The 22,834-nt window shown below is 40.6% G+C and carries 21 protein-coding genes; 6 read left to right on the forward strand and 15 right to left on the reverse strand.

Translation table 11 applies throughout. The annotated features are described in order from the left end of the window. Positions 1-512 precede the first annotated feature (512 nt). Positions 513-1,070 (forward strand): GNAT family N-acetyltransferase, encoded by a 558-nt coding sequence (locus tag IEV18_RS12960; protein ID WP_188392813.1) that lies wholly within the window; start codon positions 513-515, stop codon positions 1,068-1,070. Between the two features lie 81 nt (positions 1,071-1,151). Beyond that, positions 1,152-1,280 (forward strand): YfhE family protein, encoded by a 129-nt coding sequence (locus tag IEV18_RS12965; protein ID WP_188392814.1) that lies wholly within the window; start codon positions 1,152-1,154, stop codon positions 1,278-1,280. A gap of 280 nt (positions 1,281-1,560) precedes the next feature. On the opposite strand, the gene IEV18_RS12970 is transcribed toward IEV18_RS12965, so the two are convergent. From IEV18_RS12970 to mbcS, 5 genes are all read right to left on the reverse strand, one after another. Beyond that, the gene (locus IEV18_RS12970) at positions 1,561-1,734 is read right to left on the reverse strand and encodes a type II toxin-antitoxin system antitoxin (RefSeq protein WP_188392815.1); all 174 of its coding nucleotides are present in this window, start codon (positions 1,732-1,734) and stop codon (positions 1,561-1,563) included. A gap of 12 nt (positions 1,735-1,746) precedes the next feature. Continuing rightward, entirely contained in the window at positions 1,747-2,601 is an 855-nt protein-coding gene (locus IEV18_RS12975) for an SPFH domain-containing protein (protein WP_188392816.1), read from the reverse strand. Between the two features lie 109 nt (positions 2,602-2,710). Then, a complete protein-coding gene (locus IEV18_RS12980; protein ID WP_188392817.1) occupies positions 2,711-3,574 on the reverse strand; it encodes a ComEC/Rec2 family competence protein in 864 nt (287 codons plus the stop codon). Positions 3,575-3,763: 189 nt separating this feature from the next. After that, a complete protein-coding gene (locus tag IEV18_RS12985) occupies positions 3,764-5,908 on the reverse strand; it encodes an ATP-dependent Clp protease ATP-binding subunit (protein WP_188392818.1) in 2,145 nt (714 codons plus the stop codon). A gap of 220 nt (positions 5,909-6,128) precedes the next feature. Continuing rightward, the gene (gene mbcS, locus IEV18_RS12990; RefSeq protein ID WP_188392819.1) at positions 6,129-7,709 is read right to left on the reverse strand and encodes an acyl-CoA synthetase MbcS; all 1,581 of its coding nucleotides are present in this window, start codon (positions 7,707-7,709) and stop codon (positions 6,129-6,131) included. 217 nt (positions 7,710-7,926) lie between these two features. Here mbcS and IEV18_RS12995 point away from each other — a divergent pair, with 217 nt between their 5' ends. Next, complete coding sequence (locus tag IEV18_RS12995) at positions 7,927-9,213, forward strand: diguanylate cyclase (RefSeq protein ID WP_188392820.1); 1,287 nt, start codon at positions 7,927-7,929, stop codon at positions 9,211-9,213. 52 nt (positions 9,214-9,265) lie between these two features. On the opposite strand, the gene IEV18_RS13000 is transcribed toward IEV18_RS12995, so the two are convergent. The 4 genes from IEV18_RS13000 to IEV18_RS13015 all read right to left on the reverse strand — a co-directional run bounded on the left by IEV18_RS13000 (position 9,266) and on the right by IEV18_RS13015 (position 13,421). Continuing rightward, positions 9,266-10,132 (reverse strand): DNA-3-methyladenine glycosylase family protein, encoded by an 867-nt coding sequence (locus IEV18_RS13000; protein WP_188392821.1) that lies wholly within the window; start codon positions 10,130-10,132, stop codon positions 9,266-9,268. A 137-nt stretch (positions 10,133-10,269) separates the two neighbouring features. Then, positions 10,270-11,061, reverse strand: a complete 792-nt coding sequence (pdaA, locus tag IEV18_RS13005; protein WP_188392822.1) for a delta-lactam-biosynthetic de-N-acetylase — start codon at positions 11,059-11,061, stop codon at positions 10,270-10,272. 50 nt (positions 11,062-11,111) lie between these two features. Further along, a complete protein-coding gene (locus IEV18_RS13010) occupies positions 11,112-12,425 on the reverse strand; it encodes a Na+/H+ antiporter family protein (RefSeq protein ID WP_188392823.1) in 1,314 nt (437 codons plus the stop codon). A 186-nt stretch (positions 12,426-12,611) separates the two neighbouring features. Beyond that, on the reverse strand, positions 12,612-13,421 hold the full coding sequence (locus IEV18_RS13015) for a YfkD famly protein (protein ID WP_373281928.1): 810 nt from the start codon (positions 13,419-13,421) through the stop codon (positions 12,612-12,614). Between the two features lie 144 nt (positions 13,422-13,565). Here IEV18_RS13015 and IEV18_RS13020 point away from each other — a divergent pair, with 144 nt between their 5' ends. Continuing rightward, a complete protein-coding gene (locus IEV18_RS13020) occupies positions 13,566-14,723 on the forward strand; it encodes an MFS transporter (RefSeq protein WP_188392824.1) in 1,158 nt (385 codons plus the stop codon). A gap of 153 nt (positions 14,724-14,876) precedes the next feature. Further along, positions 14,877-16,811 (forward strand): heavy metal translocating P-type ATPase, encoded by a 1,935-nt coding sequence (locus IEV18_RS13025; protein ID WP_373281929.1) that lies wholly within the window; start codon positions 14,877-14,879, stop codon positions 16,809-16,811. A 12-nt stretch (positions 16,812-16,823) separates the two neighbouring features. Here the strand turns inward: IEV18_RS13025 and IEV18_RS13030 are convergent, their stop codons facing one another. The 3 genes from IEV18_RS13030 to IEV18_RS13040 form a co-directional block, all read right to left on the reverse strand. Further along, entirely contained in the window at positions 16,824-17,651 is an 828-nt protein-coding gene (locus tag IEV18_RS13030) for a YihY/virulence factor BrkB family protein (protein WP_188392826.1), read from the reverse strand. 75 nt (positions 17,652-17,726) lie between these two features. After that, entirely contained in the window at positions 17,727-18,005 is a 279-nt protein-coding gene (locus IEV18_RS13035) for a YtxH domain-containing protein (protein WP_188392827.1), read from the reverse strand. 14 nt (positions 18,006-18,019) lie between these two features. Continuing rightward, positions 18,020-18,493: a low molecular weight protein-tyrosine-phosphatase gene (locus IEV18_RS13040; RefSeq protein WP_188392828.1), complete on the reverse strand. Its 474-nt coding sequence runs from the start codon at positions 18,491-18,493 to the stop codon at positions 18,020-18,022. A 280-nt stretch (positions 18,494-18,773) separates the two neighbouring features. On the opposite strand from IEV18_RS13040, the gene IEV18_RS13045 reads away from it, so the two are divergent. Continuing rightward, on the forward strand, positions 18,774-20,129 hold the full coding sequence (locus IEV18_RS13045; protein WP_188392829.1) for an alanine/glycine:cation symporter family protein: 1,356 nt from the start codon (positions 18,774-18,776) through the stop codon (positions 20,127-20,129). 62 nt (positions 20,130-20,191) lie between these two features. Here IEV18_RS13045 and IEV18_RS13050 read toward each other — a convergent pair whose 3' ends face one another. The 3 genes from IEV18_RS13050 to IEV18_RS13060 all read right to left on the reverse strand — a co-directional run bounded on the left by IEV18_RS13050 (position 20,192) and on the right by IEV18_RS13060 (position 22,699). Beyond that, complete coding sequence (locus IEV18_RS13050) at positions 20,192-20,857, reverse strand: SOS response-associated peptidase (RefSeq protein ID WP_188392830.1); 666 nt, start codon at positions 20,855-20,857, stop codon at positions 20,192-20,194. Positions 20,858-20,868: 11 nt separating this feature from the next. After that, positions 20,869-21,864: a glutaminase gene (locus IEV18_RS13055; RefSeq protein ID WP_188392831.1), complete on the reverse strand. Its 996-nt coding sequence runs from the start codon at positions 21,862-21,864 to the stop codon at positions 20,869-20,871. A 64-nt stretch (positions 21,865-21,928) separates the two neighbouring features. Further along, positions 21,929-22,699 (reverse strand): lysophospholipid acyltransferase family protein, encoded by a 771-nt coding sequence (locus IEV18_RS13060; protein WP_188392832.1) that lies wholly within the window; start codon positions 22,697-22,699, stop codon positions 21,929-21,931. Positions 22,700-22,834: the final 135 nt, after the last annotated feature.

The raw sequence follows: 22,834 nt of genomic DNA on the forward strand, positions 1-22,834 counted from the left end.
CCGAATCGTCCTTCCATCGGTGCGAAACAAGGTTCGATCGTCGTGTACGCAGCTCATTCATCCGCCATTGGCAAACTAGCTAAGAGCTTTAGATAATACCCTGGCGTTTTTTTGGTTCTTGGTTTGTAGAACCGAACAAAAAACGCCAGGCACCAAGCGATGGTAATCGCGCGGTAGCCTAAGTAAGCGTACAAAAATAGAGTGCCGGAAATACTGGTGTGAGAAGGTTACCGAGAAAAGCTTGACACAAACTTTAACAAAAAATCCATTTTCTTTTTACGAAATCCGTTGTAAAATAACGATAGCAATTTAGAAAAGAGATGAATGATTAACATTATAAATAAAACAGAATTTAATAGGGAAGGCAAATGGTGCGCCACCAGTTCTTACTGGTTCTAGTGGGTTCGATTCCCACCCCGAATTTTTGTTGGCAACTTTAAATAAAAATTCGAGGGTGGGTCGTTCACTGGATTCCCAAAAGTGAAAACCCGCCTGTCAAGGAGGGTTTTTTTATGTTGAAAATACGTGAATTGCACGAGGTGCCGGTGCTATTTGAACTGATGACTCATCCGGAAGTATTCCCTTACGTCCGTCATAAAGCATATACGATTGATGAATTATATTTCATTACAAAGCAGACGATTGAAAAAGAAGAAAAGGGCGAATTAATTTCCCGTACAATTTTGGATGAATATTATCATCCGATTGGAACGATCAATTTATTTGATATTAAAGAAAACTACGGTTTTTTAGCAACATGGATTGGGAAAGATTATTTCGGCAAAGGATATAATCGCAGAGCAAAAGAGCAGTTTTTCGATGAAATATTTTTTACCACCCACATTGAGGTTATTTTTATGAAAATCCGGAAAACCAATGTCCGCTCGGCGAAAGCAGCTCTGAAGCTCCCATATGTTGCCTTTGGCAACGATGTGTATCCGGACATTTACCGGAAAATTAATGGAAATAGCGATGTATACGATTTGTTTATGATTACAAAAGAGCATTATACCTCATATAAACAATTTATTGCTATTGACAGCGAAGCCCAAGGTGAAGAAGTCTCCTGACTCCAAACCTTGGGTTTTTCTATTTCCGATGCATAAAGTGTCCTTGTTCGGACAAAATAATAGAAAAAGCGAGGGATGTCAATGGCAAAATACGATCCGAATCGACGGGAGAAAATATTAAACAAAACCCAGGAAGTACTGTATCAAAAAGAATTTAAGCGGGCTGACCGCGCCTATGAACAGGTTACGCAAAACCGAAACCGTACATAAGAGCTGGTAAAAACCAGCTCTTTTATTTTTATCAACATACTTATCCACAATAATCCACAAGCAGTGGATAGACTTGATAAATGCTTTTATATCAATGACAGCTTATCAACAGATAAATTCGAAAAAAATGTGGATAATGTGGACTAATAAAGGGAAAAGCGGAAAAATCACCTTTTCCCTGTGAATAAGTTTGTGAATAAATTGGATTACTTAATTCTGGACTTGGCAAGTCATTCCCGGCATAACAAAATAAAAAAGCTCTGCCAATTGATGGCAGAGACTATTCATGTTTGTCCCTTTGATCCTTTCGTAATCGTCCCGACTTCGCTACAGCTTCCCTTAATAAAAATTCAATATGGCTGTTTACGCTGCGGAACTCATCATGTGCCCATTTTTCGATAATCTCGTACAATTTCGGATCGATACGTAACGGAAAATTCTTTTTTTTAGCCATAAAAGCCCTTCTTTATTGGTAAAGTGATCCTGTATTAATAACCGGTTGAGTTCCATGATCCGCAACGATGGACACAAGCAGGTTATTGATCATTGCCACTCTCCGTTCGTCATCCAATTCTACGATACCTTCTTTTTCTATGCGCTCGATGGCATCTTGCACCATACCGACAGCCCCGTCAACAATCTGTTTCCGTGCAGCTATAATCGCCGATGCTTGCTGACGCTGCAGCATCGCCTGAGCGATTTCTGTCGAGTATGCTAAGTGAGTAATGCGTGCCTCCATTACCTCCACTCCCGCCACCGTAAGCCGGGATTGAACTTCTTGCGCCAACTCCTGTGCAACCTCTTCCGCATTTCCTCTTAGCGACATTTCATTATCAGTAAACGTATCATACGGATATTTCGTCGCCACATTCCGCAATGCCGTTTCACTCTGAATTTCCACGAAGCGCTCATACTGGTCCACGTCAAAGACTGCTTTGGCAGCATCTACTACTTTAAACACAATTACTGCAGCAATTTCAATCGGATTCCCGTTAATATCATTCACTTTCAAACGCTTGCTGTTAAAGTTGCGCACCCTTAAAGAAATTGTCCTGCGAATGGAGAATGGAATTGTTAACGTTATGCCTTCCCTGCGAATTGTCCCCATATACTTGCCGAGAAAAATAACGACGACCGACTGGTTAGGCTGTACCATCGTAATTCCGGTGCCGATGATAATGGCTAGGACGAGAAGAATCCCGCCTGGGACAAAGTTTTTCTGAATGAAGAAATATGCTGTTCCGGCAACTAAAAGCAGAATGATAAAAATCCCGACGAACCCATTTATTGACCAAGCTTTTCTTTCTTTAATCTCGTTCATAATGATACCACCTTCCTATCATTACTATATTATTATGATATCACTTTTACCTTTTTCTGTAAATAATAAACAGCAAATTTCCAAACCTTATTGGAAATTTGCTGTTTATTCAGGCTGCTCCGTCCAAATTATCAAAAGGATCCTTTTCTGTCATTACAAAGTAATTTTTGCCGTTGGTTGTAATGATAACATCTCCGAATATAGCAGTAGAATAAATATTTACATCCATTCTGTCTAAATTTTCGATAACCCTTTCCACAGGATGACCGTAATCATTGTCAGGACTATACGTTAGAATGGCTACTTTAGGGCTGACGTGCTTTAAAAAAGGAAGGGAAGTGCTCGTATCTGAACCGTGATGGGCAACTTTAATGATTTCTGATTGAATATTGCTTTTCTTTAACAGCTTCTTTTCCTGTTCCATTTCCACATCGCTCATAAGCAAAAAGTCGATATCCTTATAGCTGATTTTTAGTACGATAGCAGATTGATTATTATTTTTCTGACTTTCATAAGCATTTAACACTTCAATCTTAAGTTTAGAATCAAGTTTAATCTTTTGTCCTTCTTTGGCAACTTTTTTTGGAATATCCTGTTTCCTAATCTCGTTCATGTATTGCGCATAGGTTTTTGTTAAGTGGAACTTCCCGTTATCGATTATTTGTTTCACTTTAAAATTTTTCATGATGGGGATCAGTCCGCCAATATGGTCAAAATCCGGATGGGTGGCGATGACAAGATCAATCGTGTCAATTTCTAAGTCTTTTAAATATGAAGTGACCTTCTTTCCCGCCTCTTGCGGTCCCCCGTCAACGAGAATCGTTTTATTTCCAGGTGTCTGAATTAGAATACTGTCCCCTTGGCCAACATCAATAAAATGAACATTCATCGGCAGCAAAGGAGCACTTTCTGTCTGTGCAGGCAATGTGAATATCATTAAAATAACGGAACTAACGTACAGTAACGATTTCATGAAAAAACCGCCTTTTCTATCGTGTGACTATTAGTTTGGCACAGGAAAAAGCAGATTATGAACGATTGAAACGAATATTTCCGCATTCCTCTGGTGAAAAGGCCCCGATTCCTTTTTTGTCTCTTTAACGGACAAAGGAAAAGAAAAGGCGCGGCGCCTTCATTTAGGCACCGCGCTATTTCAATTCCATTATATTTTTCGGACTGTAATTTCTCCGGCTGTTACATCTACATGCACTTTTTCGACGGAATCCTCTTCTAAAATAAGGTCTGTCAGCTGGTCTTCAATTTTATCTTGGATGACCCGGCGCAGCGGCCTTGCCCCAAACCGTTTGTCATAACCGAGGCGAACGAGTTCCCGTTTTGCTTCTTCGGTAATCGTAATGGAAATATCGTTTTCTTCGACTGTTTCTTCGAGTTCGCGGAGCATGAGATCGACAATTTCCATTAAATGCTCTTCCGTAAGTTCATTAAATTGAATGATCGCGTCAAATCGGTTCAAAAATTCCGGTTTAAAGTAATCGCTTAAAGATTCTAATATGGAGACGGAATCATGAGCAGCTTTGTTAAAGCCAACGTTGATTTGTTTTACACCCGTTCCGGCATTGCTTGTCATAATGATAACCGTTTCTTTAAAGCTTACCGTACGGCCGTGGGAATCGGTTAAATGTCCATCTTCCATAATTTGCAAGAACATATTTAATACGTCCGGATGAGCCTTTTCCACCTCGTCTAATAAAACGATGGAATACGGATTGCGGCGCACCCGTTCTGTTAATTGGCCGGCTTCTTCATGGCCAATATATCCTGGAGGCGAACCGATAATTTTCGAGACCGAATGTTTTTCCATATATTCACTCATATCGAGACGGATTAACGCATCCCGGGATCCGAATAATTCTTCTGCTAATGCTTTCGACAGCTCGGTTTTTCCGACACCAGTCGGTCCGACAAAGAGGAAAGAACCGATTGGACGATATTTTGATTTCAAGCCAGCCCGGCTGCGGCGGATAGCTTTTGCCACTTTGTCCACTGCTTCATCTTGGCCGATGACTTTAGCTCTTAAATGTTCTGCTAGATTTTTCATTTTTTGCTGCTCTTCTGATTGCATTTTCGTAACCGGAATGCCGGTTTTTTCTTCTACAAGCAGTTGAATATCAGAAACATCAACATCGATCACTTTTTCTTTATCGTTTGCTTTCTCCAGTTGTTTTTGCAGCTGAATTTCCAGATACCTTAAATTTGCTGCCCGTTCGTAATCTTCTTTTTCAGCAGCTTGCTGCTTTTCCCTCGTAATCTCTTCTAACCGTTTTTTAATCGATTCCGAATCGCTTTGGGAATTCTTCAAGTTAAGCCGTGAACCAACCTCATCCATTAAATCAATCGCTTTATCCGGCAAAAAGCGGTCTTGGATATAACGATGGGACAGTGTAACGAAAGCCCGGATTGCTTCATCGGAATAACGGACTTCATGGAACTTCTCATAGCGATCTTTAATGCCTTGCAAAATTTTCACCGTATCTTCCAAAGAAGGTTCTTTGACGATAATCGGCTGCAATCGGCGTTCTAACGCTGCGTCTTTTTCGATTTGCCGGTATTCTTTTAATGTCGTTGCCCCGATTAATTGGAATTCCCCGCGGGCAAGGGCAGGTTTTAAAATATTTCCTGCATCCATTTGCGAACTTTCGGCTGTGCCGGCGCCGACAATAAGATGTATCTCGTCAATAAAGACGATGACATCCTTTCGCGCTTTCAGTTCTTCGATTAATTGTTTCATCCGCTGTTCAAACTGTCCGCGGATTCCGGTGTTTGCCACGAGAGACGCAACATCAAGAAGATAAATTTCTTTATTTAATAATTTCGCCGGTACGTTTCCTTCAATAATTCTTAATGCCAGTCCTTCGGCGATGGCAGTTTTACCGACACCCGGTTCGCCAATTAAGACCGGATTGTTTTTATTTCTGCGGTTCAACGTTTCAACTACCCGCTGAATTTCCTTATCCCGGCCGATGACAGGGTCAATTTCGTTGCGGCGGGCAGCATCCGTTAAGTTTTTGCCAAGCTGATCAATCAGCCCTTTTTTGCGATTTGGCTGACGCTGTTTCGTTTTTGTCCCTGTTCCTGTCCGGGCATCGCCATTTCCTTGGAAAAAGTTATTGCTGAACATTTCCCCTTGACCAAATGGGAATCCGGAGAAAAAGTCTGATTGATTAAAAATATGACCTTGGATTTCTTGAAAACAGTCACTGCATAAGTGTAATTCCATTTTCTGATGATTGATTTGCATCGATGCATTGACATTCGCTTCATTAACACCACATTTTTGACATTTCATCAATCATTCCTCCTTCAGGCTTATTAAGTATATATGACATGAACTATCGATTTGACTTTGACTATCTTTGACCTTCTGACTTTATTATACTCTGACCTTCTTTGACTTTCAAGTGTTTTTTCTATCTTTTTTAAAATTGTTTTAAATAAATAGTTAAACATAGAAAAAAATAAGATTGGCCAAAAGCACATCTGCTTTCTGGCCAATCCGTATTCAGCCGTTAGCTTTTCATTTTTTCCATTTCTCTTTGCCTTAGCTCTACCCTTCTGATTTTTCCGGAAGTCGTTTTTGGCAACTCCTCTATAAACTCAATCTCCCTTGGATATTTATACGGTGCCGTTAATTGCTTCACATGATCCTGCAATTCCTGCACGAGATTTGGCGATGCCGCTTTCCCATCTTTTAAGACGACAAAAGCTTTGACAATACTGCCGCGAATTTCATCCGGACTGGCAACGACAGCACACTCTTGAACATCCGGATGTTTCACCAGTGCATCTTCCACTTCAAAAGGACCGATCGTATATCCAGAGCTGATAATAATATCGTCCTTTCTACCTTCAAACCAGAAATATCCGTCCTCATCCTTTTTCGCAAGGTCCCCCGTAATATAATAATCTTTTACCCGGGAAATTTTCGTCCGTTCTTCATCCTTATAATATTCCTTAAAAAGTGCTGGACTGTCTATCTTTACGGCTACGTTGCCAACTGTTCCCGGCGGAACCGGATTTCCTTCGTCGTCCACAATTTCCACTTCATTTCCCGGGGTAGGTTTGCCCATAGATCCTGGTCTTACTTCCATATCTTTCATAACGCCAAGCAGCAGCGTATTTTCTGTCTGGCCATATCCGTCACGAACTTTGATGCCGAAATATTTCTGAAACGTATCGATGACTTCCACATTTAAAGGTTCGCCAGCAGATACAGCGCTATGAAGGGCAGCCAAATCGTAGTCACCTAAATTTTCCACTTTCGCCATGATGCGATATTCAGTTGGTGTACAGCAGAGCACATTTATCTTTTTATCTTGCAGCAATGTCAAATATTTTTTCGGTTCGAATTTACCGTAGTAAACGAAGCCTGTCACTCCCATTCCCAGTACGGATAAAAACGGGCTCCAGATCCATTTTTGCCATCCCGGACCAGCGGTAGCCCAAACTAAATCGCCTTCACGTACGCCTAGCCAATTTTTTGGTGCAGTCCGCAAATGGGCATATCCCCATGCGTGGGTATGAACGACCCCCTTTGGATTCCCTGTTGTGCCGGATGTATAGGATAAAAAAGCCATATCATCTCGTGCTGTCGATTCCATTTCCAATTCTTCAGAGGCGTTAGCCTTTAACTCATCCAAATAATGCCACCCATCAACCGGTTTTCCGATGACAAATTTTATCAGCTGATTATATTCCTGAATATCTTTATACTGGTCCACAAACGGATAGTAGCTGACAACCGCCTTTACTTCCCCATGGCTTATCCGGTATTGAATATCTTTTGTCCGCAGCATTTCTGAACTAGGTATAACGACAATGCCCAACTTTAAAGCGGCTAAATACGTTTCATATGCTTCAATTAAGCGGGGAACCATTACTAAGATTTTATCGCCTTTTTTCAGTCCATAATTTTTGAAAACGTTTCCAATTTTATTTGTGTTTTTAATTAGGTCCGGGTAGGAAATCTCTTTCCTATTGCCAGCTTCATCTTCCCAAATTAGTGCGGTCCGCTGCAAATCGTCCTTATACTTTTCCACTTCCTTGACAATATTGTACTCGTATGGCGCTATTAAGTCTTCCCTTTTCAAATTATCCCTCCATTCCGCTTTTTCTATTTTATATATTATCACAAAATTCAATATATACGTATTAGTCAATTATTAAGTTTCGTAATTTAGTAATAAAGTTGCTGGATTTTTCGCGGAAATATAGGATAAAAGATTGCTTTACATAAAGCTTCTAAACTATACTAATGGTATGATATAGTAAGTTTTTACTGTTGTTAACTAAAGAAGGTGACATATCATGTCCATTGAAAAAATGGTGTTAGACAACTCTCCTTTCCTTATTTTCCTATTGAAAGTGGGAAAAAACCTCGAATTATACTACGAGTATTTTAACCAAAAGGCAATGAGAGAAACTGGCTTTACAAAGGATATTATAGGGAAACGAATACAGGACGTATATGAGAAGAAAAAAGCAAACTATATGTATCACCAATGTCACGAAGCAATCTTCCAAGCAAAACACATCGTATTTCAAGATTCCTATATCAATCCTTCAGACATAACAATTTACACAGAAACAAAATTAACCCCTATATATGATCGTGATACAAAACAATGCACCCATATTTTAGCTGTCGTGAAAGATGTTACTGAGGAACGGCTTATCCGGCTGGAAAACAAGAAAGCGAATGAGAGATTAATAGAACGGGAACAGCATTTCCGCATCATTGCTGAACACGCTCACGATTTAATTACTCTCCTTGATAATAATGAACAGATAATGTACATTTCTCCATCCCATAAACGAATATTAGGATTTTCGCAGCAGGAATTAATCGGCAAACATTACTTGCAAACCGTCTATCCGGAAGACCGCAGATTAGTAGAAGAAAAAATTAAGCTTGCAATCCGGAGCAACTCATCCTTTAAAATTCAGTTTCAAAAAATGCATAAAACAAAAAAATGGATTTTTGTTGAAGTATCAGGAACTCCTGTCTATGATGAACAGCGGCAATTCGTTCACATGGTATTAGTCACACGGGACATTACAAAACAAAAAGAGTATGAATCCAAATTGGAGTATCTTGCTCATCACGATACGCTAACAGGCTTGCCGAATCGCTATCATTTTAATGAAGCATTAAAAAAGGCAATTACCCAATACGAAAAGCAAAAAGAAGGATTGGCCATTTTGATGGTGGACATCGATAATTTCAAAGACATCAACGACCAGTTAGGTCACGATGTAGGTGATATGGTTATTGAGCAATTTGGGAAAAGATTAGCCGGATGTTTGCGGGGGGATGATTTAGGCGCCCGTCTCGGCGGTGATGAATTTGCCATAATTCTGTCAGGAATCAGCAAACAAAATGACGCTGTCAACATCGCAAAGCGAATCCACCAGGAAATAACGAGTAAACCGTTTTCTGTCGAGGAACAGGAAATTCCGGTTACCATAAGTATAGGAATTGCTCTCGTTTCAGCGGATAAAATCAATGAACTTGCCCTAATGAAAATTGCCGATATGGCCTTGTATGAAGCAAAAAATTCAGGAAAAAACGGGATGCGCATAAAAACTGCATAACACAAAATAGGTTCTGATCAACATTCCATGATTAGAACCTATTTTTTTGATATTATTCAATACTTCGCCACAACGTTAATGAAGCGAAGCTGCGGTACGGTTCCCAGCCGGAACTGAATGCTTCTAATTCTTCTATTGTCGGCTTGCGCTCAAGTCCGAAATATTGTTTGACTGCATTTTGAATCCCAATGTCTGCCTTCGGAAATAAATCTTCCCTGCCTAATCCGAAGAGCAGCCAGTTTTCCGCTGTCCACGTGCCAATCCCTCTTATTTTGACCAGTTCTTTAATCACTTCCTCATCGGCCTTGTCTTTTAATTCTTCCAAATTTAATTCTCCAGCGGCAATTTTTTTGGATGTATCTATGACGTACTCCGCTTTCCTGCCGCTAAATTGCAGCTTGCGCAAATCCTCCACCTGCAAATTGGCTATTTTTTCCGGCGTCGGATAAAACCAGACCCCGTCCACCTGTTCGCCAAACTGTTCAATAAATCTCGTCGTCAGCACATAGGCAAATTTCATATTCAGCTGCTGATGAATAATCGTTTTCATTAGACAATAGTATAAATCAAAATCCCGGACAATTGGAGTTGCAGGATAATCCCGAAATAGCTTATCCAAATTTGTCTGCTGAAAATGGCTTTGAATCTTTTCCAATTCCCTGTCCCATTGAAACAAGTCAAATATACGGGAAATGATTTGATCTTTATATTCTTCGCTGTCACTTCGCACGATAAAAGACGGTTCGGCCGTAGTTCCGATAGCCTGTACGGTTACGATATGATAATCACCATCAAATACAACGGGAATTTTAACTAATCTTTCATCCCGTTGAAGGGAAATCATAGGGTCATAAGACAGACGATATAGCGTATAGTCAAAATCGTACATCGTATGCAACTCAATCTTTTCTTCCCACATCTTTCCTGCCTCCTTTTTCATTTACTATATCAGGAAAAGAGGATGATGTAACGTATTCCCGGCGGAATCGAGATGAAAATATTTATGGATAATATATGGTTGGCAGCAAAAATAAAAAAGCGAGATTTCCTCTCGCTTTACATCCCCAACATCGATTCGGGCAGCAGATTTTTCATTAATAAATCGTCTAAACTGCCAAATTTGTACCCTTCTTTTTTCAGTTCATGGATGACCTTTTCCAGGGCAAGAGCATTGTCCTCGGAAACAGCATGAAGCAAAATAATCGCTCCAGGATGGATGTTGGTCATAATCTGTTCATAGGCATAATGCCAGCCCTTCTGTTTGTTTACTTCCCAATCGATAAAAGCCAATGACCAAAAAACGTGAATAAGCCCCAGTTCATTTGCCCATTGCAAAGTCCGTTCATTGAACATTCCCCTTGGCGGCCGAAGGAATTTTATTTCCTTCTGATCAGAAACTTCTGCCACCGCTGCTTCTAAATCTTCCAATTCCTTTTTCATCGCTTCTTTCGATATCACTGTAAAATCCGGATGGTGATAAGAATGGTTTCCAATAATATGTCCTTCATCCACCATCCGCTTCACTAAGTCGGGACTGCTTTCGACATAATGTCCGGTAACGAAAAAGGTTGCCGGAACGTTCTCCTTTTTAAGCACGTCTAAAATTTCGTCGGTATATCCTTGTTCATAGCCGTTATCAAAGGTAAAATAGACAACTTTATCTCCAGATAAATCGGCATAATAGGCTCCGTACTTTTCCAGCACTTGCTGATATTTGCCAACATCTGGAACTTGATGATTTGCATTTTTCTTATAACCCCAGCCGTACCCATACACTTCTATCGGGAACGGATGAATCAATAATAGAAAAAAGGCAAGGAAAATAAGAGCAGGAATTATCTTTTTCATAACAACCTCCTATTTATCCTTACCTTACCCGCAAATATCTTTAATTATTCTTACAACAGAATGGCCGCAACCCAGCCAAAGAGGATTAACGGAATATTAAAATGAATAAATGTCGGAACACAAGTATCCCAAATGTGGTTATGTTTCCCGTCTGCATTTAATCCGGAAGTGGGACCAAGTGTGCTGTCTGATGCGGGTGAACCTGCATCTCCTAATGCACCGGCAGTACCAATTAATGCTGCCGTTCCTATCGGCGAAAATCCTGCTGCGAGACAAATCGGTACGTAAAGAGCTGCCAATATCGGCACTGTTCCAAAGGAAGAACCGATTCCCATCGTTACAACTAACCCGACGAGCAATAGTATAAAGGCGATAAACGCTTTATTGTCCTGTAACATGCCGGAAGAAACTTCCACCAATGCAGTAACGGCACCCGTTTCTTTCAGAACATTCCCGAAACCGGAAGCAGCGAGCATAACAAATGCAATGGATCCCATCATTTTTACACCGTCGGCGATTACTTCGTCCCCTTTTTTATAAGGGATAACGAGAAACACAAACATCGATATTAAACCGGCTAAAGCGCCGATAACTAAACTTTCGGTAATAATTTGCGCAGCAAACGCAATAATGATGGACAGTATCGTTAAAGCATGATTTCTATTAAATGCGACAACATCCTTTTTCACTGCCTCTGTACTGATAGTTGCAGCTCCTCCGGCACCAGGAATCGCATCCCGTTCTTTCCGGTAAGTAAAAAATACAGCAATGAGCAAGCCGATGACCATACCGAGACCTGGGATAAAAAGGGATTTGGCGATTTCTCCCATGGTAATCTCAGCCCCGCTTTGTACCATCTCATCGTAAATAATTCTGTGGAAAATGAGTCCGTACCCAGCCGGAATCATTATATAAGGCGCTTTTAAGCCAAAGGTTAACGCCGTTGCCACCGCACGGCGGTCTAACCGCATTTCATCGAACAGCTTCAACAATGGCGGAATTAAGATCGGAATAAAAGCGATGTGCACAGGTACCAAGTTTTGTGACAATGACGCAGCGCCAGCTATAACTAGCACCATCATCGTCTTTTTTCCTGTTAAAATCCGGATTAAGTAGTTTACTAGAATTGCAGTAATTCCTGTGTAGCTAATGGCTACAGCAAAAGCTCCAAGCAGAATATAGCTTAATGCTGTATTTGCTTGGCCGCCCATCCCGCTCACAAATAAATCAATGGAATCCAATAGCGACAATCCTGACATTAATCCGGCAGTTACTGCTGCGGCTATAATTGCAATAATAACGTTTACCCTAAGCAAACTTAGAATCGTCATTACAATGACCGATACGACAACGACCCATTCCATAATTTATTCTCCTTCTCCTGCAATCTTTCTTTAGTACTTTACCATAATAGTGTATTAAAGACAAGGCGTCAACACTTTTATGCTAAAAAAGCTTAGGATGGAACATTTTCTTCAAAACAAACCACATTGAACTGAACTTCTTCAGATAAAAAACAAGCGGAAAGGCTCTTCCGCTTGTCCTTGTCCTTACTTTAATTGGAATGAAAAGGAGACATGATCTTGTATCGGTATCCAACCGCCAATTCCTTGTTTTGTTACGTTTTTGATTACGAGCGACTTATTGGAACCTTTTAAGGAAAGGTACACCTCCCCAAAAGTAACTTGTCCTTTTTCATTTACAGCGGGAGCGTATGCTTGTAAGGTGGCATATTTTTTCACCGGAACATCATATGAGTTATCCTTTTTAGTATTTTTGCCGATGATAGACGTGAAGGCTAAAGGCAAATTTGTTTTCTCTTTAGCGGCAAGGAGCATCATTTTCTTTACATGGTCAGGACTGTTAATCTTATTCGTTAACGCACCCTTAATTTCTTTTTGCTCCTGCTGGATATAGTTCATTTTTTGGGGAACTTCCCCGCTAATATTATTAATTTCGTTCGTATTTATTTTTTGAAATTCCCAATTAATTGCCGTTTCCGCCGATTCATAATTTAACGCCCATCTTCCTAAATAAACCATGCCGCGATAACCGATGGCAATAGGGGATGGCTGTAAAGATGTTTCATTTAACATTTTGATTAATTCGGGATTTTCAATCGGGATTTCCAGTTCGTCTAATAATTCCTTCGTTAATTCACTCGGCTCTACCACTTCCAAATCGGCCGTCGAATTGGGATACGTATTTTCCTTTGCTATATTTAAGACATGACTTGGGACTTCATAGGGGTCCTTATCTTTCTTGTCCTGTTTCTCTTCAGCTATACTTGTAATGGGGAAAATGGTGATGAATAGACAAAGCATGAATATGACAGTAGTGAATTTCTTCATCAATCCCATTCCTTTCGTTTTCTCCTATTTTTTTCTAATTGAAAGGAAATATACGCTTTGATTGCTCCTTGCAATCTTTTCCAGTAAGTGAAATTGCTATTTTGCCAAAAAAACTTTACAGTTGGTAATGAACAACGCGAGAAAGGGATACGTATGCATTCAGATAATATTAGATTTTGGATTTTAATCTCTCTTATTACCATTTCCGGATTTTCCCAAGGAATGTTGCTTCCTTTAATTGCAATTATATTGGAACAAAACGGGATTTCTTCCTCTGTCAATGGATTGCACGCAACAGGAATATATTTAGGAATCCTCATCGCTTCTCCTTTTATGGAAAAACCGTTGCGCAAATTTGGTTTCAAACCGATTATTTTGGCGGGCGGATTGCTCGTTATAATTTCTTTTTCGCTCTTTCCTTTTTGGCAGGCATTATGGTTTTGGTTTATGTTGCGGGTAACAGTCGGTATTGGAGACCAAATGCTTCATTTCGGGATTCAAACATGGATTACAACAACAACGCCAAAGGAAATCAGGGGAAGACGAGTAGCCTATTACGGGATGTTTTTCGGCTTAGGCTTTGCCATTGGCCCGGTGATGACACGGTTCCTGGAAGTACATATTGCTCTTCCTTTTATTCTTTCAGCTATATTAAGTGCGCTTGTATGGTCTCTTATGCTTTTTGTCCGTAATGAAATGCCGGAAGAAGGCAGCCAGGAACTACATCGAGCAAATTCCGTCCACCGCTTTGTTCAAACGCTGAAAATTGCCTGGGTCGCCCTTTTGCCCGGCTTTGCCTACGGTTTTTTAGAATCTGCACTCCATAGTATTTTTCCGGTCTACGGATTGCGAATCGGCCATAATATCAATTTACTCAGCTTCATTATTCCCTGCTTTGCCTTAGGGAGCTTGATTACCCAAATTCCGCTGGGGATATTAAGCGACCGAATCGGGCGGAGAAAAACATTGCTTTACATACTGTCTGGGGCAATGATTACATTTGCCGCAGCTGCATTTTTTGAACAGTCCGCTCTTGCATTATTTGCCGCATTTACAATCGCCGGCATGCTCGTCGGTTCGCTCTATTCTTTAGGAATGGCGTTTATGACGGACATGTTGCCAAGTTCGCTGCTGCCTTCAGGAAATATTTTAATCAGCATTTTATTTAGTATCGGCAGCATATCCGGACCTTTTCTAAGCGGGTTATTTTTAGATTTGCTGCCAGATGCATCCTTTTTTATTTTAATTGCGTCGATGCTGTTTATCGTATTTTTATCCATATTATTTGCAAAACAAAAGCCCGTCAGCTGACTTTTTTTCATTGACAGTACCCCGAGATATGATATTATTAAAATAAATTACCAGTTTATAATCATTATAATATAAATATAATTATTATATTCAACGTGGATGTGTTGGATAATAATGATATTCATTCTCAATTATAGGGGGGAAATGAAAATGTTGGCTGAAAGTGAGGCCGGAAAATTATATAAAAAAGAAGATTCAGCGAAAGGAAGCATAATTCCTTTTAGGGAAAAAATAAAAGAACATTCCGAACTCATTGCTGCACTTCTCAGCGGAACGATTATTTTAATTACGTGGTTATTGGAAAGCTATCTGTCAGAACCATTATGGATTGTATTACACCTAATCGCCTTCGGTATCGGCGGATATGCGAAGGCGAAGGAAGGCATTACGGAAACAATCCGGACAAAAAAGTTAAATGTAGAAATGCTCATGATTTTTGCTGCAATTGGTTCGGTCCTTATCGGCTATTGGACGGAAGGTGCAATCCTAATATTTATTTTCGCCTTATCCGGAGCATTGGAGACGTATACAGAAAATAAAAGCACGAAAGCCATCTCATCCTTAATGGAACTGCAGCCGGAGGAAGCAATTCTGTTGAAAGATGAACAGGAAAAAGCAGTTCCGGTCGCTTCACTAAAAATAAATGATCTTATTTTAGTTCGCGCAGGGGAGCGTATTCCTGCCGATGGTATCATCGTCAAGGGATCTACCGCGATTGATGAAAGTGCGATTACTGGTGAATCGATGCCTGTTTCCAAGGGGCTGGAGGAGGAAGTGTTTGCCGGTACCGTTGCATTAAACGGAACGATAACGGTACAGATTACAACAAAACCGACGGAAACATTATTTCAAAAAATTATTCAGATGGTACAAAGTGCACAGGAGGAAAAATCCCCTTCTCAGCTATTTATTGAACGGTTTGAAGGGATTTATGTCAACGTCGTTCTAATCGCTGTTGCTGTCATGATGTTTCTCCCCTATCTTGCTTTTGGATGGACTTTATCTGAAAGTATTTACCGGGCAATGGTGCTTTTAGTTGTTGCATCTCCATGCGCTCTCGTCGCTTCCATATCTCCTGCAACGTTATCGGCTATTTCCAACGCAGCAAGGAAAGGTGTATTATTTAAAGGCGGTGTCCATTTAGAAAATCTTGGCCATATCCGTGCAATCGCTTTGGATAAAACCGGAACGTTGACGAAGGGAAAACCGGAAGTTACCGATGCATATTTTTTAAACGATGCGATGAAAGAAGAAATATTACGGATCGTCGGAGCAATGGAAAGGGAATCTACCCATCCGTTGGCCAAAGCTATTTCAACCTATGCGGCACAACAATTAGGAGTCCATCCCCAAACTGAAATTCTCGATATGAAAACCGTCAGCGGCTTCGGCATTACCGCCATCGTTCAAGGGAAAACATGGAAAGTCGGCAAAATGGATTTTGTCGGAGAAAAAGAAGCGGGTAATTTCCACGAAGGAATTTATCGTAAGCTGGCCGGGGAAGGGAAAACAGTTGTATTTGCGAAACAGGAAGAAAAAATTGTGGCAGTCTTCGCCTTAATGGATACCGTAAGAGAATCAGCGAAAAGGGCCATTTCATCTTTGAAGGCGGCGGGGATAACGCCAATCATGCTTACGGGAGATCACGATATAACGGCAAAGGCGGTTGCTGATGAAGCAGGAATACAACATTACCGGTCCAACTGTTTGCCTGAAGATAAAGTCAACTATATTAAAGAATACCGAAAGCAGTACGGAAATATTGCCATGGTTGGAGACGGCATTAATGATGCCCCGGCTCTGGCAAGCGCAAACTCTGGCATTGCCATGGGAGAAGGAACGGATGTTGCATTAGAAACCGCCGATATTGTACTGATGAAAAATGATTTGCATCGGATTGCGAAATCTATCCAGCTGTCAAAACGGATGAACCGGATTATTAAACAAAACATCCTCTTTTCCGTCAGTGTCATCATCATACTTATTTTAACAAACTATTTCCAGATCATTGACCTGCCTTTAGGGGTAATAGGTCATGAAGGAAGTACGATTCTAGTCATATTAAACGGCTTACGGCTCTTAAAATAGCGGCATCAGCCGCTATTTTCTTTTTCCTCCTTTTATTTGGGACAGGAAGGCGTTGAAGGCCCCTCCCAGCATAATGATCAAACCGAATAAATAAAACCAAATCATGAGGATAATGATCGTACCTAAACTGCCATAATTAGCGGAATAATTAGCAAGGCTATTTACGTAAAACGAAAAGCCGTAAGAAACAATTTGCCATAGACCGGTAGCAATTATCGCTCCCCATACCGCGTCCCGTATTCGAATCCATTTGCTTGGGGCCAGTTTATACAAAGCGAGCAAGACGATAAAAAAGATGATCGTCGAAAGGAGCCACCGCAACATTTCCCAAACTTCGAGAAATCTTTCGGATAGCCCGAAGAAGGCAAAAATGTGGACTCCGATGATTCGTCCAAATACAGGCAGCAACAATGCAATGATGATGACAAAAATCATTGCGATTGTCAGAACAACGGCTATAAAGCGGTTAAACAAAAAATGACGTGTTTCCTCAATCTGGTAAATTTTGTTGAACGCTCTCATGATGGCGTTAATGGCATTGGATGCTGCCCATAACGTACCAATAGCCCCGAGGGAAAGCAAACCTCTGCTATTTGCATGAATTAACTGATCCATATTCGTTGTAATTAAATCTGTAATTTCTTCTGGAGCATAATAGCCGATTATTGTAACGAGAATGTCGTGGTCCAATGGCAAAAGTCCGATTAAATTCATGATGAATATTAAAAAAGGGAATAAAGAAAGCAGAAAAAAATAGGCCAGCTGGGCGGATAAACCGAAAACATCCGCCTCCTCCAACCTGTTCATTAACGCTTCTAACAATGCTTTAAACCTTCCCATGCCTTCTTCTCCCTATCTATAAAAAAATCGGCCTTTGCGCCGATTTTTTCTTCTATTGCTAATATAAGCACTGATTTAATTTTTATTCGTAAATTTATTAATCGTATCCTCCACTTGCTCAATGGCATTAATGGCGTTTTCCGCACCGGAGGAGACTGTCCGGTTGAATTGTTCTACGGTTGCTTTCAGGCTTTCGATCGCTTCAGCCGGATGTTTTAAATAATATGTAGAATCGTTTTTCAATGCACTTACCTTATCTTTTGCATACTCCCTCGTTTCTTCGTCAAGCAATGCAATAGCTCCGCCCGTCAGAGCGCCTAGCAAAACACCTGTAATCAGTCTGCGTTTACCCATTTAACATCTCTCCTTTATGTAAGTGAATGATCTTCTTTTATTCGCTGCAATAAATGTCTGCAGCCCTCGGAAATCAATTGGTACGTATAGTCAAACTTCCCTGTGTAATAAGGGTCTGGCACATTCGGTTCCAGCGGATTTTCGACAAAATCCATCAGCTTAGCAATAACCGGACCGTTCTCTTTTTTGCGGATGCGATGAAGCGAATCGATATTTTCATCGTCCATTGCAATAATGTAATCGAATTCATCCCAGTCTTCACGCTGTACTTGCCTTGCTACAATTCCGTCATACGGAATATTTTCCCTTTTTAGCACTTCTCTCGTACCATGATGCGGCTTTTCACCAACATGCCAGCCGCCGGTTCCTCCCGAGTCTACTTCAATTTTATCAGATAAGCGCTCCTTTCTCACCATTTCTCGAAAAACTGCTTCTGCCATCGGGGATCTGCATATATTTCCTAAACAGACAAACAGAACCCGTATCATTCCATCCCACCTCCCGACAAAAAATTAGGAGAAAAAATGTTGTACATCTCTTCACTTTTATGAGACAGCGCTTATTTCTGCTTTACAAAAAAACAGTTTGTTTTAACACTATTATAAGCAAGTTTGAGACTTAAGAGCAAAGAATATTCTCCCATAAATTGAGAATATTTTCACAGATTATAGTAAATATTGTCTGTCATTTTAATAGATTATATTATTTATTTCTTGACAATTTTGTGATTTTTTAGGAACATTTAAATATACAAAAGGAGGGAGAAACATGCTAGATATCATCAATAAGGTAAGCAGCTTTGTTTGGGGACCGCCAACGTTAATTCTTCTTGTTGGAACCGGCCTGTACTTGACATTCCGTCTTGGCTTTTTGCAAATTCGTACACTCCCCTACGCGTTAAAATTAGCCTTTAGTCCATCAAAACAAGATCGAAAATCTAAAGGGGATATTAGTCATTATGAAGCATTATCTACAGCAATGGCCGCCACAGTCGGTACGGGGAATATCGTCGGTGTAGCAACTGCGGTAGTTCTCGGTGGTCCAGGTGCAGTCTTATGGATGTGGATTACTGCTTTAGTTGGAATGGCGACAAAATATTCAGAAGCGGTTCTGGCGGTAAAATACCGAGTAGAAAATAGTCGTGGAGAAATGTCCGGCGGACCGATGTATTATATTGAACGGGGACTTAAACAGAAGTGGCTGGCAGTACTATTTGCAATTTTCGGTTCAGTCGCTGCTTTTGGAATTGGAAATATGGTTCAGTCCAACGCTGTAGCTGGCGCAGTGAATGATACTTTCAACATCCCTACATGGATAACAGGCATTATTTTAACTGTCCTCGCAGCAGTAGTTATTATCGGTGGTATTAAAAGTATTGGAAAAGTTACTGCTTTTCTAGTTCCAATTATGGCTTTATTTTATGTTATTGCTGGTTTAATTATCATGATTCTTAATTTAGATCTTATACCTGCAGCAGTTAGTTTGATTCTCAATGATGCTTTCACAGCCCAAGCAGCTGGTGGAGGTTTATTAGGTACCGTTATACGTTGGGGGGTTGCCCGTGGTGTATTTTCAAACGAAGCCGGTCTCGGTTCAGCTCCTATTGCAGCGGCAGCAGCAAAAACGGATTATCCTGCACGCCAGGCGCTTGTATCTATGACTCAAGTCTTTATTGATACGATTATTGTCTGTTCCATTACTGGCATTACGATTGTTATGGCAAATATGTATACGAACACAGACTTAAACGGAGGAGATTTAACAGCAGCTTCCTTTGCTCATTTCTTAGGAAATAGCGGTTCGTTAATTGTAACGATTGGAATTATCCTCTTCGCTTTTTCAACGATGATTGGCTGGTCCTATTACGGAGAGAAGTGCTTCTCTTACTTATTTACTGATAAGGCCATCCTTCCTTATCGTATCGTCTTCGTAATAGCGATATTCATCGGGGCAGTACAAGCGCTTGATGTCGTTTGGGGAATTTCTGATATTTTCAACGCGCTGATGGCTATTCCAAACTTAATAGCACTTCTCGGTTTATCAGGAGTTGTAGTATACGAGACGAAGAAATTTATGAAAGTTGCTAATGAAGAAAGAGAACAAGAAAAGGCCAAATCAGTTTAATCTAATTTTCTGCTTGAAAACGCTATCAACGTAAAAAAGTGGAGTGCTGTCACTCCACTTTTTTACGTTAGAGGCTGAATGCATTTGACATCATTATTTTTTGCAGCATTAACATAACTGCTTACATTATAGGCGGTCAGCTCTTCCGTATGTAACGTATCAAGAAATGTCTTGGCTTTTTCCGATGGAATTTTCACGGGGGCAATCCATTCATCCTCTTTTTCCTTTGGAAGGATAATCGGCATGCGGTGATGGATTTCCTTCATAAAGCCATTTGCTTCCTTTGTTAAAATCGTACATGTAAATAATGTATTCTCACCCTGTTCCCATTTGTCCCAAAGTCCAGCAAAGGCAAATAATTTTCTCCCTTGCAGCTGGATTCGTTTTGGCTGTTTTTCAGATTCGGTCTTTTTCCATTCATAAAAACTGTCTGCTACAATTAAACAGCGCTTGCTTTCCATCAGCTTCCGGAAGCTTGGTTTCACATGGGCGGTTTCACTGCGGGCATTGATCATTTTATATCCGATTTTTTCATCTTTTGCCCAGGAAGGAACAAGTCCCCAGCGCAAATATCCTGCTCTTTTTTCCTTTCCATTATGGATAATTGCAAGAACCCGTTGACCTGGAGCAATATTGTAGCTCGGTTCATAATCTGCAATTTCCCCTTCTAGCCCGAATTCATCTAAAATCTCTAACTCATCTGCGAGCAACGTATACCTGCCGCACATTTATACCCCTCCTAAAAAATACTAAAGTCCCACTGATTGGAAATGTGTCTAAGCAGCTTAATCCCCGCCAGGCTGTTTCCCTGGGAATCTAACGCCGGACCATATACACCAATGCCGCATCCGCTAAGGAAAGGAAGTTCATTGGCGCGGGCCCTCGGGGGAACGACAGCAATAATTCCACCGGACACTCCGCTTTTTGCCGGAATCCCTACATAGGCGGCGAATTTTCCTGATGCATCATACATTCCGCAAGTGAGCATCAATGATTTGACGAGTCTTGCAATTTGTCTCGGAATTATTTCCTTCCCTGTTTTTAAGTCTTCCCCGTCATTTGCAAGAATCTTCCCCATCGTTGCCAGGTCCTGGAGGGAGATTTCTATGGAGCATTGCTGAAAATAAGTGTCTAACGTCAGCTCCAAATCCGACTCAAGGGCGCCAATTTCTAATAAGTAGTAGCCGATTGCCCTATTCCTCACCGACGATTCTTTTTCTGACTGATAAACTTCTCTGTTTACTTTTGGCCGATAGCCCAGCATTTTTTCAAATAATTCATACAGGGGTTCTAATTTTTCCTCTGGTGTACTTCCGTCCAATAAGGACGTGACACTTATTGCTCCTGCATTAACGAAAGGATTGAACGGTTTTTCCACTTTTCCCATTTCCAGATGCATAATTGAATTAAAGGCTTCCCCTGTCGGTTCCACGTCGACCCGGTTCAAAACATAACTAATGCCCCTCTGCATGCAGGCGGTGATGAAAGTAAACACTTTAGAAATACTTTGAATGGAAAAAGGGATGGATACATCCCCCGACTGAATAGTTATCCCGTTATTTCCGGAAATGACAATTCCTAAATGACTCGGATTCGCTTTTTTTAAAACAGGAATATATGAAGCCACTTTTCCTTCCTTTGTATGTTTCCGGTAAAAAGCTACCCAATCGTCGACATACTTCTGCAGCCATTCTTCCGATAATTTTGTATGCCGGTTTACTGCACCTTGTACCACAAATACCGTCCTCCTCACTTCACGCTAATTATAAAAAAAAGAGCTGTATGATATGCTGAGCTCTTTATACATGGACTTCTTCCGTATGATCTTGTATATCTGTATTATTCCTTTCAGCAGCATTTGGCATACCCTCTTCCACAATCTTCTGAACGCAGGCAGCCAATTCGGCACTTTTCATCGCGGCATAAGTTTCCGGAAAAATCGGATCGTGAATCGTCATATAAATTTTTGAAGACTGAATACGGCCATTTTTTTCCTCAAAAATCGGGTAAGTTCCATCAATCGAGACAGGGACAATCGGCACCTTCGCTTTTATGCCAAGGTTGAAACTGCCCGGCTTAAAATGTTGAATCTCTCTTCCCTGTCCCCTCGTACCTTCCGGAAAAATAACCATGGAATGGCCATCTTTTAAATTTTGAATTCCCTGATGGATTGCTTTGACCGATTGCCTGCGGTCAGCACGATCAATAAATACACAATGGATCAGTTTCATCCATGACCGGACAATCGGGAATTTTTCAATTTCTTTTTTGGCAATAAACCCGACCGGCTTGCCCAGAAAGCCAAGCATTGCCAGGATGTCAAAGATTCCTTGATGATTAGAGACAAATAATACCGCCCCTTCAGGCAATTTTTCCTGCCCCTTCACTTCTATCTCTGAACCTGTTATATGTATTATTTTTTTCGCAACTTTATTCGGGACAGAAAACAATTCCTCATCTGTTACCATCGGAGATTGGCTCGTTATTTTCCGCTTAAACTTAAATAATTGGTATAAAGTACCTAGGATTAAAATTCCTGCATAGACGTATATACTAATGGTACGAACCATTTCGACTCCCCCTTAATCTACTAATAGTCTCTCGGAAATTAAATTTCCGCATAAGCTCTAGTCTTTCGACTAGGGCTTTTTATGTGCTTCACCCCCAAAAATCAAAATAATAATGCATATTACTTGACTTTTTAA

This window comes from Compostibacillus humi, assembly GCF_014637175.1.
In the GTDB taxonomy this organism is placed as follows: domain Bacteria; phylum Bacillota; class Bacilli; order Bacillales; family Amphibacillaceae; genus Oceanobacillus; species Oceanobacillus humi.